This is a genomic window from Mesorhizobium sp. M1078, assembly GCF_040318615.1.
GTDB lineage: Bacteria > Pseudomonadota > Alphaproteobacteria > Rhizobiales > Rhizobiaceae > Mesorhizobium.
In genome coordinates, this window is sequence record NZ_JAMYMP010000023.1 from 65,776 (window position 1) to 79,893 (window position 14,118).

At 59.7% G+C, this 14,118-nt stretch carries 12 protein-coding genes; 2 read left to right on the forward strand and 10 right to left on the reverse strand.

Annotated elements, in window-relative coordinates; genetic code table 11:
- Positions 1 to 53: 53 nt before the first annotated feature.
- The gene (locus tag NKH38_RS24255) at positions 54 to 1,817 is read right to left on the reverse strand and encodes an MOSC and FAD-binding oxidoreductase domain-containing protein (protein WP_023669197.1); all 1,764 of its coding nucleotides are present in this window, start codon (positions 1,815 to 1,817) and stop codon (positions 54 to 56) included.
- A 572-nt stretch (positions 1,818 to 2,389) separates the two neighbouring features.
- On the opposite strand from NKH38_RS24255, the gene NKH38_RS24260 reads away from it, so the two are divergent.
- Entirely contained in the window at positions 2,390 to 3,115 is a 726-nt protein-coding gene (locus NKH38_RS24260; RefSeq protein WP_023669196.1) for a sensor histidine kinase, read from the forward strand.
- Between the two features lie 77 nt (positions 3,116 to 3,192).
- On the forward strand, positions 3,193 to 4,269 hold the full coding sequence (locus tag NKH38_RS24265) for an SLAC1 family transporter (RefSeq protein WP_023669195.1): 1,077 nt from the start codon (positions 3,193 to 3,195) through the stop codon (positions 4,267 to 4,269).
- Here NKH38_RS24265 and NKH38_RS24270 read toward each other — a convergent pair.
- From NKH38_RS24270 to NKH38_RS24310, 9 genes are all read right to left on the reverse strand, one after another.
- Positions 4,244 to 5,341: an ABC transporter ATP-binding protein gene (locus NKH38_RS24270; RefSeq protein WP_023669194.1), complete on the reverse strand. Its 1,098-nt coding sequence runs from the start codon at positions 5,339 to 5,341 to the stop codon at positions 4,244 to 4,246. The genes NKH38_RS24265 and NKH38_RS24270 overlap by 26 nt on opposite strands.
- Positions 5,341 to 7,449: an ADP-ribosylglycohydrolase family protein gene (locus tag NKH38_RS24275; RefSeq protein ID WP_352764798.1), complete on the reverse strand. Its 2,109-nt coding sequence runs from the start codon at positions 7,447 to 7,449 to the stop codon at positions 5,341 to 5,343. Before NKH38_RS24275 ends, NKH38_RS24270 begins: the two co-directional genes overlap by 1 nt.
- Positions 7,450 to 7,479: 30 nt before the next feature.
- Positions 7,480 to 8,313 carry a carbohydrate ABC transporter permease gene (locus NKH38_RS24280; RefSeq protein WP_023669192.1) on the reverse strand — a complete coding sequence of 278 codons (834 nt, stop codon included), beginning with the start codon at positions 8,311 to 8,313 and terminating at the stop codon, positions 7,480 to 7,482.
- Entirely contained in the window at positions 8,310 to 9,155 is an 846-nt protein-coding gene (locus NKH38_RS24285; RefSeq protein WP_352764799.1) for a carbohydrate ABC transporter permease, read from the reverse strand. Before NKH38_RS24285 ends, NKH38_RS24280 begins: the two co-directional genes overlap by 4 nt.
- A gap of 47 nt (positions 9,156 to 9,202) precedes the next feature.
- Positions 9,203 to 10,522 (reverse strand): ABC transporter substrate-binding protein, encoded by a 1,320-nt coding sequence (locus NKH38_RS24290; RefSeq protein ID WP_023706328.1) that lies wholly within the window; start codon positions 10,520 to 10,522, stop codon positions 9,203 to 9,205.
- A gap of 35 nt (positions 10,523 to 10,557) precedes the next feature.
- A complete protein-coding gene (locus NKH38_RS24295; protein ID WP_023669189.1) occupies positions 10,558 to 11,574 on the reverse strand; it encodes a LacI family DNA-binding transcriptional regulator in 1,017 nt (338 codons plus the stop codon).
- Positions 11,575 to 11,738: 164 nt separating this feature from the next.
- Positions 11,739 to 12,131, reverse strand: coding sequence for a GlcG/HbpS family heme-binding protein (locus NKH38_RS24300; RefSeq protein ID WP_023669188.1), 393 nt, complete (start codon positions 12,129 to 12,131; stop codon positions 11,739 to 11,741).
- 47 nt (positions 12,132 to 12,178) lie between these two features.
- On the reverse strand, positions 12,179 to 13,018 hold the full coding sequence (locus tag NKH38_RS24305; RefSeq protein ID WP_023698538.1) for an enoyl-CoA hydratase/isomerase family protein: 840 nt from the start codon (positions 13,016 to 13,018) through the stop codon (positions 12,179 to 12,181).
- Positions 13,019 to 13,342: 324 nt separating this feature from the next.
- A partial coding sequence (locus tag NKH38_RS24310) for an ATP-binding cassette domain-containing protein (RefSeq protein WP_352904541.1) occupies positions 13,343 to 14,118 on the reverse strand: 776 nt, incomplete at its 5' end.

Consider the following 14,118-nt stretch of genomic DNA (forward strand, 5'->3'; position numbering starts at 1 on the left):
CCCGACACGGAAATTTTCTTCCACATGCACCCAAACAATTCCTATCCGCTGCCTTAGAGATCAAGGACGACGTCTCCATTTGGCTGGGAACAGCAGATCAAGATGTTGCCGCTTGTTGGCGGATCGATTGGATCGGGCCGATAGGCGACTGTTCCAGCCACAAGCCCGGTCTGGCAAATGTGACAGACCCCTGTGCGGCACGACCATCGCGTGGGGACGTCGCACGCTTCAGCAATCTCAAGCAGACTCTGGAATCCTGAGCCCCAGCGGACGCTCAGGCCGCTCCGTGCGAACGAAACCAGAGGTCCCGTACCGTCGGTTTCGGCAGGTAGATGCGGCGCCCGGCCTGGAGCGGCGGCAATGCCCGGGGTACTAGAAGGACCTGGGCCGAACAGCTCCGTGTAGACCCGGTCGGCGCCGACGCCCCAGGCTGCAAGCGCCGCGCTCAGGTTGCCCGTAAAGGCGGATGGTCCGCACAGATAGAAATTGGCATGGCGCGGAATGTCCAGTTTTCGAAGTACCTCGATGTCCAGGCGTCCGAGGGCATCAAAATCGACACCTTGCCTGTCATCTGGATCGGGCGCGCTGTAGCTTATATGGCTGTGACTGTTGGGCAAGACTTTCAGCAAGTCTCGAACCTCTTGGGCAAAGGCATGCTCACGGCTACATCGAGTGCCGTGGAGCCACCAGACTTCCCTCGTCGAACCTGTTTCCGCCAGTGCATGGAGCATCGCAATCACGGGCGTGACGCCCACCCCGGCACTTAGAAGGACGATTGGACGATCGTCCGTCCGAAGAGTGAAGCTGCCGCGTGGTGCGCTTACGTCGAGCACGTCGCCCATTTTGACCCGGTCGTCTATGTAGGCACTCACCACTCCATGGAGTTCCCGCTTTACGCTTATTCGGTAGCAGCGCTCACCAGGTCCGCCCGACAAAGAATAACTGCGCATTAGGGCCGGGCCGTCGGACGCCACCTGCAGGCGCAGCACGACAAACTGTCCAGGGAGTGCTGCTGTGAGGCGGGATCCATCAACGGACTCTAGCACCAGCGACATCACACTAACGCTTTCGGGGATCTTGTGCACCACGCGTAGCGGGCGAAATCCTGTCCACGCAGGTGGTGGTCCAGACATTGGATCAAGTCCGGCATTGCCTGTCCTGGCATCGCGGTCTTCGTTTTGTGCTAGCATCGCCCGGAAGGATCCCTGCCAGCCTTCGCTTAGCGCCGGGATGCGCAACGCCCGCTCGATCTGGCTGTGAGGGTGGCCTGGCAAATATAGCAGCGCATTGACCTCTGACACAGTCATCCGTTCAGGGCCGATCCCGACCTGGACGATCTCATCTCCAGCCTCGACCTGGCCTTCTTCCAGGACGCGCAGATAGAAGCCGGGCCTGCCTCGCGCAACCAGCAGCGCGGCCATGCGCGGCTCGTTCATGCGAATACCGACCCGGTAGCAAGTGACGCGCGGTTGGGTCACTTCGAACAAGGCGCTCCCAATCCGATAGCGGTCGCCGATGCATACCTCATCGTCCGACAGGCCATCGACTGTGAAATTCTCCCCAAACTGGCCGTAGGAAAAGTTCTCGCGGCCCAGCTCGCGTTGCCAATAATGATAGGATTCCGATTGGTAGACCAAAACCGCCCTTTGCTCGCCGCCGTGCCCCGCCAGGTCTCCCTGCCTGTCGCCATCGACGTTGAGCCGTCGTACCTGACGTGGGCCTTCAACCGATGTTTTCCAGACTGCGGTGTTGACGGTCTTTCCTTGCCAAGGAATGCCACGCGGCAAGCCCACATTGACCGACAGCAAGCGAGCCATCACTGCGCCCTTTCTGCCAGCCACTGCCAGCCCGTTCCGCTCACCGAGCAACCAAAGAGGGATGCTCACCGTCAGCGCTTACTATCGCAAACTAGCACGTGTAAGCATGGAAGCGATCGACACCAAAGTATTGGTAATACCATCGTTCAATATATTCCAACTTTGACAGCTGTCAGTACTCAGTTGGGTGAACACCGTTGATTGATGCCGGTGCGGAGTATCTGTTTTGAAGACGTAAACGCTGGAATTCTGGGTTTCGACCTTGTCAACCAATTTTCCCTTGAGGAGGATATGACGATGTCACATCATTATTCTGGTCCCAATTTTGTGTTCCCACGGGGAGATGCGCGTCTGGATCTCACTGATGTCTATGCCTTTACGAAGCCGGGCGACGCCGTTTGGGGCTCCTTTTGCACGCGCTGCGTCGGATTGTGCGCGGGAGTTGTCTGAAACAAACGGCGAGGAGAGTGCTCCTGGCATCCGGTTAGCTTGTCCTCGGTCAGGGCAGGCCAGCGATGGTGCGTCCGCTTCGGAACGCAAAAAAATGTTTGTTCAGCAAACGGAGGAATGGAATGTCAAGTCTCCAAGTAGATGAAAGCATATTCGACGTCCGGGGGAACAATCCGCAAGGTGGTCTCGCCCTGCAGATCTCGACTGCCGGTATCGTCCATGACCTTGGTAATCTCATTCAGGTGGCTTCATCTGCGTTGAACCACCTGGGTCGAGACCCGAATATCGCAACGGCTCCGGGCGCAGGGGTGGTAATTGCTGGCGCCAAGACCGCTCTGGAGAGAGCCGGTTGTCTTGTCAGGCAGACCATCAGGACAGCCAGAGAAATCGAAGGCGTAATTTCAAATGCTAACGTGGGCATTTGCCTGGCCGACGTCGAAGCTTTTGTTCGAAGTGCTTGGGATGAAAACATCCGTGTCGAGGTTTGCGTCGGCTCCAACCTTCCTTTGGTAAGGTGCGATCGCGTCGGGTTGCAAAATGCAGTCCTCAACCTTCTGCTCAATGCCCGCGATGCGATGCCCGACGGCGGTTTGATTTCAGTTCACGCGTTGGTATCGGAGAATTCCAAGGGGGTGGATGTTCGGGTTGAAGACCGCGGAATTGGGATGACCAACGAGACCATGGTGCGAGCATTTGATCTCTTCTTTACGACAAAGGGCGAGGGATTGGGTGGTGTTGGATTGCCGATGGTCAAACGCTTCGTTGAAGAAGCGGGAGGAAGCATCGATCTAAAAAGCATCCTCGGGTCAGGCACAGTCGTGACGCTGAAATTGCCCGCAATGCATTAGGAACTCGTTCGGGGAGTGCGATCAGGAGTTTGGTTGCAAGCCTGTGTGATTTCAGGGCAGATTCGTGAGGTGCAGTTATGAAAGAGTGGTCCCAATCTGACGTCGGCGCAGCGCAAGGGAGTGGACTCTGCTCCAAGGAAATAACCGCATTGAAGTGTCAGGCTGTTCTCGGTCTGTCGGCAGAGGGATCTCTAATAGCCCGGTTTCCAGCCTCGTTCTTTGCTATCGGCCTCGGGGCAAGTTCTTTTGCCGTTATGTGGGAGGTTGCGCAACAACTGTGGGCGATGCCGGTAGGAATTGTTGTTGGGGTTATGATACTGGCCATGGGCATATGGACAGCTCTTTTGACTTTATATGGTTTGAAGTTGTGGTTAGCACCGTTGGCGGTGCAGGCGGAACTCGCGGATCCCGTTCAGAACTGCTTTCCTGGTCTTGCGGGTGTCGGGATGATGCTGACCGCCGTGAGTGTATTGCCCTTCAGTGCGACAGTGGCCGCTATACTGCTGTGCATCGGCGGGGCGTTTGCAGTGGCATTCGGGCTTTGGCATTCGCAATTGATCTGGAAAACGACCATCGCTCTGTCCGACGCGACGCCTGCCTTATACTTGCCTGTTGCGGCCGCGTCATTCGTTCTCAGCATCGGCCTATCGACATTCGGACATTCTGAATGGGCTCAACTGGCTTTGGGTGCGGGGCTCTTCTCGTGGCTAACAATCGATTCCGTTTTGTTCTACCGGCTCTATTTTGGCGAGCCACTGCGAGACCAGATCCGGTCTACCTTGGGAGTTCAACTCGCGCCTCCGGCGGTGTGCTCGCTCGCCTATGTTAACTTGTCAGGTACCAGCGAAGACGTTTTTGTTCACTGTCTGATCGGTTACGCAATGCTCCAGGCTGTTATCGTCGGCGGCGTACTGCCGCGAATTGTCCGCCGTTTTTCTGCCGGTCTTTGGAGCGTCAGCTTCGGCGCCACGGCATTGGCAACCACGATTGAAAAACTGGCGATCCGTGGGGAGTCAGGCTTTGCTGGGTGGTTGGCTCTTCCAGTTTTTGCGGCCGCAAACCTGCTAATTATGTGGCTAGCCGTTAGAACGATCATTCTGGCCATGACCGGCTCTTTACTTCCGGCGCCTATAGGTGGGCAAAAGGAGCGATAGCAGGCTGAAACCGTCGTCCAGCGGTGTCGAACAAACAGACGCGATTGGGCTGCACCCGAAGCCAGATCATATCGTCGGGTTGCACGTTGATCCGCTCGTGAAACATAGTCACCACGGTCTGTCCTCCGACGCTCGCGGTCACTTGCGTTTCCGGGCCGAGGGGCTCGACGACTAGGACCCCGGCCGGGATACCCGAGCCTATCGGGGCGATAGTGAAATATTCCGGTCTGATACCGTAGAACGCTTCCGTGCCGGAGGGCCTTGAAACGTTGTCGGGCAGCGGCAGTACGATGCCGGCATCGGCTATGAAAACGGGCTGGCCGTCGGCGCTGTCGAAACGGCCTTTCAGAAGGTTCATCGACGGCGAGCCGATGAATTCGGCAACGAACATGCTCTGCGGATCATCGTAGAGGTCGAGCGGCCGGCCAACCTGCTCGACATGGCCGCCATTCATCACCACGATCCGGTCGGCCATGGTCATTGCCTCGACCTGGTCGTGGGTGACATAGATCGTGGTGGTGGCAAGACGGCGATGCAGGCTCTTGATCTCGGCGCGCATGGCGACGCGTAGCTTGGCGTCCAGATTAGACAACGGCTCGTCGAACAGGAAGACCTGCGGTTTGCGCACGATCGACCGACCCATGGCCACGCGCTGGCGTTGGCCGCCTGACAGCTGGCGCGGATAGCGATCGAGCAGCGGCGTCAGCCCCAGTATCTCAGCGGCGTCCGCAACACGCTTCTGCTTCTCCGCCTTGGGCGCACCGGACAGCGTCAGTGAAAACGCCATGTTCTCGGCCACCGTCATATGCGGATAGAGCGCGTAATTCTGGAACACCATCGAGATGTCGCGTTGTTTGGGAGCCAGATCGTTGACGACCCGCCCGCCGATGCCGATCGTCCCGCCAGTGATGTTTTCCAGCCCCGCGATCATCCGCAGCAGCGTGGATTTTCCGCAACCGGACGGGCCGACGAGCACCACGAACTCGCCGTCTCGAATGTCGACGGAGACGCCATGAAGCACCTCTACCGGACCATATGCCTTGCGGGCCTTATCGATCGTGACATTCGCCATCAGACCGCTCCGACCCGAATTTCGTTGCATGACAAGGCGCCTTCATGCACCAGCAGGCCAATGCCGCCATCATGGAAAGCCTCGGGGCTGCAGTCTTCCGCAAAAAGCGATATGCCGTCCGCCTCGAAAGTGATGCGCTCGCCCTTGGCCGCCACTTTCATCGATATCGATTTTTCGAATTCGGTATTGAAGGCGGTCTCGGCGAGCACGTCGGTGCTCTCGTCTCGGACGCGCACGATCTGCATCCTGCCGTCGCGGGTGACGCGGGCACCATAATAGCGGCGCAGGCCCTGCGCCCGGACGGCGAAACCGCCATAGTTGCCGAGATGTAACATCACGTCGCCGCACACCTGGTAATCGGCCCACTGGCGCGTGCCATGGATGATGATTCCTTCGCCGCTATTCTGCGAGATCCGGAATGCCGCCGGATAGCGCTTGGAGAAGAAGTCTGCGCCGTTGACCCAGGACAAGCGCCAGAAATCGCCGTCGCCCGCCGGGCGCTTCAGCGTCAGCTCGGGCGTGCCATCCCATCTGACGTAGTCGACAAGCAAGCGGCCATCAGCGCGCTTGCCTGTGCTAGAAATCGCCAGGCCGAGTTCGGCAATCGGCTGGCCGCCCGTGTCCGGCAAAGCCCATTCCAAAACGGCCTCCTTGCCCGGCTCGATGATCACCGAACAGCCGTCGACATTGCGCCATTCGTCATGCTCGTCGTAAACGCGTGCCCGCAATCTTACCTCGACAGCGCCGCGGTTCTTTTGATCGGCAACGACGCGAGCGCGCACGACCTGACCGGGATAGACAAGCGGCGTTGCCATCAGGTCGTAGGTGCGCATGTTGAGCATTTCGCGCGGCGAGAAGGTCGGAGTGGTTACGACTGCGACCTGAGTAGGCCGCAAGGCTTCATAGTCGATTGCGAGAGCACGGGCGGCTTCGAACTCGGCATTGCCGATGCGCAGCGCAGAGCTGACATCGAGGCCGGTCTGCGGCCTGAAGCCTTGCTGGCTGCCCGGCAGCGAGAAATGGAACTGCGCGCCGGCCTTGGGAGCATCAAATTTTTGCCTGCCGGCCAATTGCAGGCCGAGGTTGGCGAGGAAATAGGCCTGGCGAACCGCGTCGTTGATCGAGTTGCCGCCATCTGCGGACGAGATCAGCAAGCGGTCAGCGATCGGCCCGCGCCAGTCCGGGCCTTCGTCCAGCCCTTCGAGCCCATTCATGATGCCGAGCAGGCAGCCGACATTGCCGGCATTGCAATCCGTATCCCAGCCCGACGTGTTGACGATCATCTGCGCCCGCTGGAAATCCTGCGGTGCATAGAGCACAGCCATGATCATCAGCGCATGGTTCGGGACGACGTGGCAGTTGCCGGGATATTTGTCGTAGCCGTAGTGTTGTTCGATCTTCTGGCGGGTGTCGCGCCAGTCGGGATGCGCCTTTTGCCAGGCCCTGATATTGGCGATCAGACTGGCGATCAGGCAATCCTGAGGTATCTGGCTCAAACCGGTATCGATCAGGTGGTCGATGTCCGACGAGCCGAAAGCTTCGGCCTCCATCGCCGCCCAAAGCATCGCGGCGTAGACCGACTCGCCATCATGGCTGACCTTGCCAGCCTGTTCGGCGAGCCTTGCGGCAAGTTCCGGCTGGCGCGGCGCGACCATGGCCCAACCATCGATGAAGATCTGTGCACCGATCTGTTCAGCAACCGCATGGCCGTTGGTTGCAATCGAACCGGAATGCGGGGCCGAAATACCCTTCTTGAGGTTAAGCCATGCGGTGTGTTCAGTGGAATTGCCGTTGCCGCCCCACCACAGGATAGCGCGCTCCTCAACGATGTAGTTGAGCCAGGCCTTGCCGATTTCCTCGGCCGAAAGGCTTGCCTTGATGCCATAGTCCTCCAGGGCACGAACGAAGGTGAAGGTACCGGCGACATCGTCGTCGGTGACGACGAGCGGCTGGTTTAAACGCTCATGCACGTAGTATTCGATCGGGCCGAGCTCATCCATGATCTTCTGGTACGTCCAGCCCTCGAAAGGGCGGCCGAGATATACCCCCACCAGCTTGCCGAGGACGCCGGCATAGACGCGTTCGAGATAATCATTGGGCAACTGCATCGTTCACTCCACAATTCGAAACGGGATTGATTAGCCCTTCACCGAGCCACCGGCCATGCCCTCGATGAAACGCTTCTGCATGAAGACGAAGAGCAGGACGACGGGCACGACGATGATAAGGGCGGCGGCCATGATCTCACCCCAGTCGGAACTGTACTGGCCTGAGAGCAGATAGAAGGCGATGACGGCGGTGACATTCTCCTGCCTCTGCAGGAAGGTCGTCGCTATCAGAAACTCGTTCCACGAATTGAGGCCGATGATGAGCGCCACCGTGAGGATGCCGGGCGAGACGATCGGCAGCATTACCCGCCAGAAAACCTGCCAGGAGGTGGCACCATCGACGATCGCCGCTTCCTCGAGTTCCTTCGGAACTGCGATGAAGTAGGTCCTAAGCAGCATCACCGCGAACGGGCTGTAGAGTGCCGTGTAGATCAGCGAAACTCCGAAAATATTGTTGATCAGGCCGAGCTTGGCGAAGCCGAAATAGAGCGGGAAGATGTAGAGCTGGATCGGCGCCGTCGTCGTTGCAAGCAGGTAGAAGGTGAAAATCTTCCAGGATTTGACCTTCTTGCGGGCCAGCACATACGCTGTCAGCGACGAGGTCGAGCAGACCAGCACGATCGTCGTGCCGCTAACGACAAGGGAGTTCACGAAGGTCTTCGAAAACTTCGCATGGTTCCAGGCATTGACGAAATTCTGCCAGCGGATCGGTCCTGGCAGGCCCAGCGGATTTTGTACAATCTCAGCAGCCGGCTTCAGGGAGTTGAGTACCAGAAGTGCGATCGGAAACAGAGCGATGAAGGCGAACAGGCTAAGAAGCGCATAGGAAACGATTAGCGTCAGGCGGCTTTCGACAAGGCTCATTGCTCCCCCTCCCGCGTCTGGATGCGGACGTAGAAGAAGGTGCCGACCAGCCCGAACAGGCTGATGACGAGCGCCGCCGCCGCCGCTTGCCCGACATTCAGGTCATAGAACGCTTTTCGGTAGGCGAGGGTAGACAGGAGCTCGCTCGAAAATGCCGGGCCGCCCTGGGTCATGATGTAGACGAAGTCGAAGGCGAGGAACGACCAGATCACCGTCATGATCATCATGAGTGTCAACGTCGGCCGGATACCGGGCAACAAGACGTAACGCATCATCTGGAAATACGTGGCGCCCTCGACTTTCGCGGCCTCGATCTGTTCCTGCGGAACCTGGCGGAGCGCGGCGAAGAAGATGACGCAAAGGAAACCCCACCAGTGCCAGAGATCGACAGTCGCGACGCCGAACAGCGCAAGCGGCGGCTGCGTCAGCGGGTTGGGGATTGGCATGCCGTATTTCTTGAGGACGCCGAAGATCCCTGTCACCGGGCTGTAGATCATGCCCTGCCAGACGCGTGCGGTGATGGCGGTGGCAATGACGACGGGGAGGAAATAGACTGTCTGGAAGAAGTTACTGCCGCGGCGCACGATCAACAGCATCGATGCGGCGGCGAGACCCATGAGGATCGGCACGGTCAGGAAGACGAGCGTCCAGACCATGTTGTTGCCGAGCGCCGACCAGAAGACGCGATCCGCCGCCAATGCCCGGAAATTGCCGAGGCCGGCAAAGGTCGGCGCTGAGATGCCGTCCCAATTGCAGAAGGCGAGAGCGGCCGTCAGTAGTGCCGGAACGAGCACGATGACGACGTTGATGATCATCGTCGGAACGATGTAGAGTCGATGCATGGAGTTCCTCCGGGGAAGGGCGACGCATATCGCGCCACCCTGAGCGGTCAGGCGCGGGGCGGGATTGCAGGCACCTTGCCCGCGTCCTTTTCCTGCTTGAAGGTCTCGTCGAGCTTCTTAAGGAAATCGGCGGACGAGGTTTTCTTGAGCCAAACCTCTTCCATGCCGCTGACCAGATAGGTGTCAGTCGCGGGTGGCAGGAAAGTCCACGTCGTATAGCCATACTTGCCAGCGCCCACGGCGGTGGACAGCTCCCTCATCGCTTCGGTGTAGAGCGGCAGTACATTGTCCGACAGCTTCACCTTGGAGAGATCGGCAAGCGGCAGGTTCCATTCGCCTTGCCAGACCGAGTTCATCTTGCTGTAGAAATCGTCCTGGAACATGTAGTCAAGCACGGCGGCAGCACCGTCCGGGTTTTCCGACTTGGCATTGACCGAAAGCGTCGAGCCGATGCCGAGCGGAAAGATCGGGTCGCCCGACGCGCTGGGGAAGCCGACAAAGCCCGGCTCGGCATCGTTGTCGGGGAAATATGGCTTGACGTTGGTGAAGCTCCAGGTGCCCGTGGGCGCCATGCCCGCTTGACCGGTCGCAATCTGAGCGAAGGCCTGCTCGGAGGTCAGGGAGAAGTAATTGTCGCCATAATAACCCTTGTCCCACCACTCGGCCAGCTTGTCGATTGACGCGACGAAGGCCGGATCTGTCCATTGAATCGATCCCGCCAATGCCTTATGCACGGTTTCCGGGCCAGCGATCGAATTCATGGCTATCGAGACGTGCCACTCGTTTGCCGGACGCCAATCGGCATTGCCGGCGCCGAACGGTACAAGGGCCTTGCCCTTCATTTCATCGGCGAGTGCTTCAAGTTCCGCAATCGTCGTAGGTGCTTTCCAGTTGTTCTTGGCGAACAGCGTCTTGTTGTAGAAAAGCCCCAGCGTCTCATAGGTCTTGGCAAGCGCGTAGAGCTTGCCTTGGTAGCGGCCGAGATCGAGGAACAGAGGCAGCAGCCGTTCGTTCCAACCGTATTTCTTGGCATAATCGTCGAGTGACAGGAGTTGTCCGGCCTGCGCCATGGCGGCGACATAACTCGGGCCTGCGGTGAAGACGACGTCGGGTCCGGTGCCCGAGAGCATGGCGACACGAAGCTGCTTGTCGAGATCGGAGCCGCGGAAGTCAATGCTCAGGAGTTCTTCCGGATGGGCCGCGTTGAACGGGTCCACAAGCAGAGTCTTGAGATTGTCCTGATTTTCCGGCGATGCCGATTCATACCAGAAGGCCACGGGCTTCTGATCGGCCGAATAGGCGAGGCGCGGCAGGAGCGGCAGGCTTGCCAGACCAAGTCCGGCTTTCAGAATTGTACGGCGTTGCATGGTTTCTTCTCCCAGTTTTGTAAGACGGCCAGCATCTAGATGGCTCGTGTCGAGCCTCGTTGGATAAGTTCAAAGGGCATTTCCAGCGCGGTTCCCGCACCGGTCTTGGCGCCGCGAAGCCGCTCCATCAGTGTCTGTGCCGCGCGCGCGCCCATTTGCCATTGAAACTGCGCGACTGTGGTCAGCGGCGGCGTCACCAGCTTCGCTGCAGGAATGTCATCGAAGCCGACGACAGCGATCTCTCTGGGTATCTCGATGGCGCGCTCGCGCAGCGCCTGCATGACGCCGACGGCCATCAGGTCATTCGCGGCGAATATCGCTGTTGGCTTAAACGTGCTTGCGAGTATTGCTTCGGCGGCGCGCGTGCCGCCGATCTCCGAGAATTCCTCGTCGATGATCACATGCGCGGGATATCCCACCTTGGCTAGGGCCGAGCGATAGCCGTCGATACGCGTGGCCTGGGGGCCGCCTCGGCCCGCTACCATGGCAATGCGCTCGTGACCCTGGCCGATCAGGTGGTCGGTGACCGCTAGCGCGGCTGCCCGGCTGTCGACATAGATGTCATCGACGACGATTTCGCCGCCGCGTTTCTTGGAAGACTCGATCCGCACCACCGGAACCCCTGCTTCGACCAGAGGGCTGAAATCGTTGGCACGCAAGGTAAAGAAAACGCCGATCACGCCATCGACGCGACCCTGCCGCGCCCAGTCGAGGAAGTGCCGCTCGCGTTCAGGTGTGCCATCGGTGTTAACTGCGATGACGTCGTAGCTCAGGCCGTCCGTCACGGATTGGATGCCGCGGATCAGCGATGGATAGAAAGGATTCGTGATGTCGGGCACGATGCAGGCAATGGTCATCGAACGGCTCGTCTTCAGCGCTTGCGCAAAGCGGTTTGGGACGTAGCCAAGGTCCTTGGCGGCCTTCGTGATGCGAGCCCACGTATCCGCTGGGATCGAAGAAGCGCTACCACCGCCCAGCACCATGGAAACCGTGGCCTGCGAAACCCCGGCTGCCCTTGCCACATCCTTCTGCGTCGCCCTGCCGTTTGCCATTCCCACCCTTGTTGATACGTATTACTGATACGTATCACTCCTACCGGGTTTCCTTTGGGTGTCAAGCTCGGTCGATTACATAGTTACGGCGCAGCCGGGGCATCGCTTTACGTCGACTCCCGACCTCGGCCACCGGACCTCTGGCGAATTTGCTTGCGTTGCGCTTAGCGGACAGCGGCCTCGGCGATGGCGACATCCTCTTCGGCAGTGCCGCCGCTGACGCCGACACCAGCATACACCTTGCCATCTTCGTCAACCACAGGAATGCCTCCACCCATGGGGCAAAAACGGCCGCCGCCCACTGTGGTCAGCGCATACAGCGATTGTCCCGGCTGCACGAGCGGCAGGATGTCAGCCGTGCGCAGGCGCACGAGGGCCGAGGTATACGCTTTCCGCTCGGAAATCTCGAGCGCGAAGACGGGCGCCCCGGTCATCCGGTGCTGAAGCACCAGATTGCCATGAACATCGATGATGCACACCGCAACGGGCACATTGGCCTTTGTCGCCTCTGCCTCCACACGTTCGGCCAGTGACTTCGCTTTCGTGAGCAGATCCATGGGATTGTTCCTTTCTTTGAGGGGGTGCCGTCGCCATCGGCAGCGGTCTATCGCGGCGGCAACTCGCCTAGGTGGAAAGCCAGCCGATTCTCGACATCTCCCGGCGCCTGGAAGCCCTTGGCGGTCAGCGCTTTGATCCCCTCCTGGGCGGCGGGCCGGCTCAGTGAAGCTATGCAGGATTCCCAGCCGGCGCCTAGCTCGACATCCGGACTCAGGCTGGTGTTGACCAAGCGCTTGGTCTGCGCGATCGCCCACTTGTCGAACCTGGAGATCCGCGTGGCGAGCGCATCGACATAGGCGTCGAGCTCTGCGTCGGGCAGCGCCTTGTTCACGTAGCCATACGCCTCTGCCTGTTCGCCACGGATGTCCTCAGAGGACAACAGAACCTCCATGGCGCGATTGCGACCGATGAGATGCGGCAGGCGGGCCATCGGTCCACCGCCGGCGACCATACCCACGCCAACCTCCCACTGGGAAATAATGGCCTTTTCCTTGCTAGCGAAAGCCATGTCGCAGGAAAGGGTGATCTCGCTCCCGTTGCCCGTAGCGCGACCCCGGATGAGGGCGATCGAGGCGACCGGCGCGCGCGTCAGCCGCACAAGAAAATCCGGCCAGGGCGGCAGGCCCGTCGGCCCGGGCGGCAGCGCGAGCATATCCTCGATCCGCGCCTTGAAGTCTGAATGGTTGAGGAAGTATCCGTCGACGCTACTGTCGAACACCACGACCCGAACGTCTTCGTCAGCCTCAATGGCGTCAATCAGATGTGTGAATTCTTGCACCATCTGTGGACCCATGACATTGAGCGGGGCATTGTCGAACGTGACTCGCCAATAGGTGGGCGTCCGGCGTGTCAGGCGAATCTGCGAGGTAGTTGTCTTGGCGTCCACTGGAAACTCCTTCGATGTTTACATGCTCGATGCCTCGAACATGAGGCATTGGCTCCAGGCCCGCGAGTGGACGAACGTATCGCCAAGACCATGGTGTCGGTCTGGCAGGGCAGGGCCGACCGCTCGGTGATCAAACGGACTACCGACCCGTCTGAACAGTGGCCGTGCCGTCGCCATCGCGCTGCAAACTTCTTCTAACAGACCTCCACCGGGATAAGCGCTGCCTCGGGCGAACTGTGTGGTCATCGTGCAACATAGGGACGTAAGGGACGGTGGCCAACCGAACAGGCGATGGCGCAGCCCGGCGCGAATCTGAATACCGGTCTACTTCTTTCGCCGCACGGCCGCCTTCGGCGGAGGGTCGATGGCGCCGGCCCTGACGCGAGGGGGCTTAAGCGCCGGCGCACCGGAATCCTTTACGATCGTCAGGCCGCGCGGAAAGAACTGAGTGTTGTGCTGGCCGCGCCCGATATTGATGATCGCGGCTCCCTTCAGATGCTTTTCCAGCATCGCCAGCACGCGCCTCAGCGAGGGTCCGTCGAACGCATCCATCGCTTCGTCGATGATCACCCACTTCGGCTGCCGCAACGCGAGCCTGGCCACGCCCAGCAGGCGCTGTTCGTCATCGGCCAACTCATGGTCCCAGCGCCCCACGCGGTCGAGCGAAGATGACAGCCGTTCAAGACCAACCTCGGCCAGAACGGCCGAAATGTCGGCATCGTTGGCGGGCGCATGCCCATTCGCGTGATTGAGCACCTCTCGCAACGTGCCGGCCGGCAAATACGGGACACGCGGCACGAAGATGAGGGTTTCTCCAGCGGGCAGGCCGATTTTCCCTCTGCCCCATGGCCACAGGCCCGCTATGGCGCGGAAGAACAGCGTCTTGCCGGCGCCTGGCTCACCGGTGATCATCACGCGCTCGCCGGGACGGATCTCGACATGGCTGTCTGAAAGTTTGGTGCAGCCCTCCGGCGAGGCCACTTGGAGCTTCTCGAACGTCAGGCTGCCATTGGCGTTGTCGCCGAATTCGATCCGCTTTTCCTTGTCGTGCAGCACATCGGTTTCATCGAGCGCGATGCGGAAGTCGGCAACACGCATCA